The sequence below is a fragment of the Methylophaga sp. UBA1464 genome (genome assembly GCF_002325665.1).
Taxonomy (GTDB): Bacteria; Pseudomonadota; Gammaproteobacteria; order Nitrosococcales; family Methylophagaceae; genus Methylophaga.
The window spans coordinates 7,509-9,754 of the sequence record NZ_DCSO01000035.1 but is presented as its reverse complement, the minus strand read 5'-3'; the positions used below and the strand labels follow the sequence as shown (position 1 = coordinate 9,754).

Annotated in this window: 3 protein-coding genes and 1 pseudogene; 1 reads left to right on the top strand and 3 read right to left on the bottom strand. The window is 44.7% G+C overall.

The window, feature by feature from the left end; translation table 11 throughout:
• Together B3O33_RS03535 and B3O33_RS03530 are read right to left on the bottom strand one after the other, a co-directional pair.
• Window positions 1-180 (bottom strand): annotated as a pseudogene (locus B3O33_RS03535) (nucleotide pyrophosphohydrolase); the annotation flags it as partial.
• The gene (locus B3O33_RS03530; RefSeq protein ID WP_292361530.1) at window positions 173-937 is read right to left on the bottom strand and encodes an alpha/beta fold hydrolase; all 765 of its coding nucleotides are present in this window, start codon (window positions 935-937) and stop codon (window positions 173-175) included. The gene B3O33_RS03530 and the pseudogene B3O33_RS03535, both read right to left, overlap by 8 nt.
• Window positions 938-993: 56 nt before the next feature.
• Between B3O33_RS03530 and B3O33_RS03525 the strand changes: the two genes are divergently transcribed.
• Window positions 994-1,164, top strand: a complete 171-nt coding sequence (locus B3O33_RS03525; RefSeq protein WP_292361529.1) for a hypothetical protein — start codon at window positions 994-996, stop codon at window positions 1,162-1,164.
• Window positions 1,165-1,207: 43 nt separating this feature from the next.
• Here B3O33_RS03525 and B3O33_RS03520 read toward each other — a convergent pair.
• On the bottom strand, window positions 1,208-2,246 hold a 1,039-nt coding region (locus B3O33_RS03520; protein WP_292362946.1), incomplete at its 5' end, for a beta-ketoacyl synthase N-terminal-like domain-containing protein.

Here is a 2,246-nt window from a genome sequence, read left to right as displayed (position 1 = left end):
GCGTTTATCACTGCTGAGCATTTGTTGAATTTCAGTCTTATTCCGCCATTGAAACCATTCCAGCAGTTCGGCGGCTTCGATTGACAATGAAATCGCAATATCTTTGGGGTTATGAAACTGCTCCCAGTCCCGTTCACGACGAAATTCAATCAGTTGCTTCAATAGTTCTTCATTAATCATCTGCAAGAAACCTGTTTACCTGTTGTATAAATGCATCGGGTTTTTCAGCATGAACCCAATGCCCAGCGCCATCGATGACTACATATTCTGCCTGTGGATATAAAGATTTAATCTGCAGCCAATCATCGTCGGTTACATAATCAGACTTACTGCCACTGAGAAATAAAGCAGGTAACTCTATTGAATTTTCAGGGCTCACGCTTTGCAACAATCCGGGGTAGTTACAAAACAGTCCCTGTAAATTGATACGCCAGCTCAAGCCATTGTCGCCCTTTTGTAAATTCAATAACAGGAACTGCCGGACTTGCGGATCTGGCAAAGCTTCAGCCAATGCGTCACTAACTTGGGAGCGGGTGGAAAATTTTGATAGATCCTGTGCTAACAGAGCTTTGAAAATCTGACTGTGCTCATCAGCATACTGACGTGGAGCAATATCTACGATAATCAATTTACGTAATCGATCTGTAAAATTTTGCGAAAATTGCATCGCCGTTTTACCACCAAGCGAATGCCCCAGCAGATCGATTACTGATAAACCCAAGTGATCCAGTAGATTCAGCAAATCCTCGGCCATTAAATCAAACGTTTGCTGAGAGTGATGGAATGATCGGCCATGATTACGCAGATCCACACTAATCACCTGTCGCTCGGATGATAGCGCTTTGGCTATGCTGCGCCAGTTATCTGCCGAACCGAATAAACCATGCAGAATGACCAACGGTTCACCATGACCAATAGATTGAAAGTGTAATCTCATAATGACTTACGTTAACACGTTATAATGCTGCGTTAATAATTTTGGAGAAAGCGAAAATGGACGAGGCGATATTAATGATTCTGGTCAAACAATATGCAGATCGATTTGGCATCACCTTCAGCTCCAAACATTTGGATGATGAAGATAAAAAACAGAAATTAGTGAGTTTAATGCAGGAATCACTTGCCGGAAAACGCGGGCCAGTAACGGATGCAGATTTAAATTAAAAAACACCCTTGGCAGTACGCCAAGGGTGCTATTTATTTAGCATCAAATTTTTTCGAACACCAGACAGGCATTGGTACCACCAAAGCCAAAGCTATTCGACATTACAGCTTGAATGCCTGAATTATCTTTGCGCTCGAGCACAATGGGCATGCCCTTCGCCTGCTCGTCCAGATTATCAATATTGGCTGAAGCAGCAACAAAATCATTTTCCAGCATCAGTAAACTGTAGATAGCTTCCTGTACACCAGCGGCTCCTAAAGAATGTCCTGATAACGATTTGGTTGAACCTACCAGTGGGATTTGGGTTTCGGCAAAAACCTGCTTGATAGCGCCTAATTCGGCCAAATCACCAACTGGTGTGCTGGTGCCATGTGCATTAATGTAGTCAACTTGGCTGTTACGCATGGTTGACATCGCCATTTGCATGCAACGTTGCGCACCTTCTCCAGAGGGTGCCACCATGTCATAACCATCTGATGTGGCGGCATAACCGGTCAATTCAGCATAAATTTTTGCACCACGTGATTTGGCATGTTCATATTCTTCCAGGACTAATACACCGCCACCGCCGGCAATAACAAAGCCATCTCGATCAGCATCATAGGCACGTGACGCTTTTTCTGGTGTCTCATTGTATTTGGTTGATAATGCACCCATCGCATCAAACAACGAACTCATGGTCCAATGTTCTTCTTCAGCGCCGCCAGCAAAAACAATATCCTGTTTCCCCAACTGGATTTGTTCCATTGCATTTCCGATACAATGGGCGCTGGTTGCACATGCGGAAGACATTGAATAGTTAATGCCCTTAATTTTAAACGGGGTTGCCAGGCAGGCAGACGTCGTACTTCCCATGACCTGGGTAACACGATAGGGCCCTACGCGTTTCAAACCTTTTTCACGCAAGATATCCGCGGCTTCAACCTGATTGGATGACGATGCACCGCCGGATCCCATCACCAGCCCTGTTTTAGGATTCGACACATCACTTTCAGTTAAACCAGCATCCTGAATCGCGTTCTTCATGGCGATATAGGCGTATGCCGCCGCATCTCCCATAAATCGCAGAACTTTGCGATCA

Bases quoted from the DNA above. Each gene is read 5' to 3' on its own strand.
- B3O33_RS03530 (WP_292361530.1), bottom strand. From the start codon at position 937: ATGAGATTACACTTTCAATCTATTGGTCATGGTGAACCGTTGGTCATT.
- B3O33_RS03525 (WP_292361529.1), top strand. From the start codon at position 994: ATGGACGAGGCGATATTAATGATTCTGGTCAAACAATATGCAGATCGA.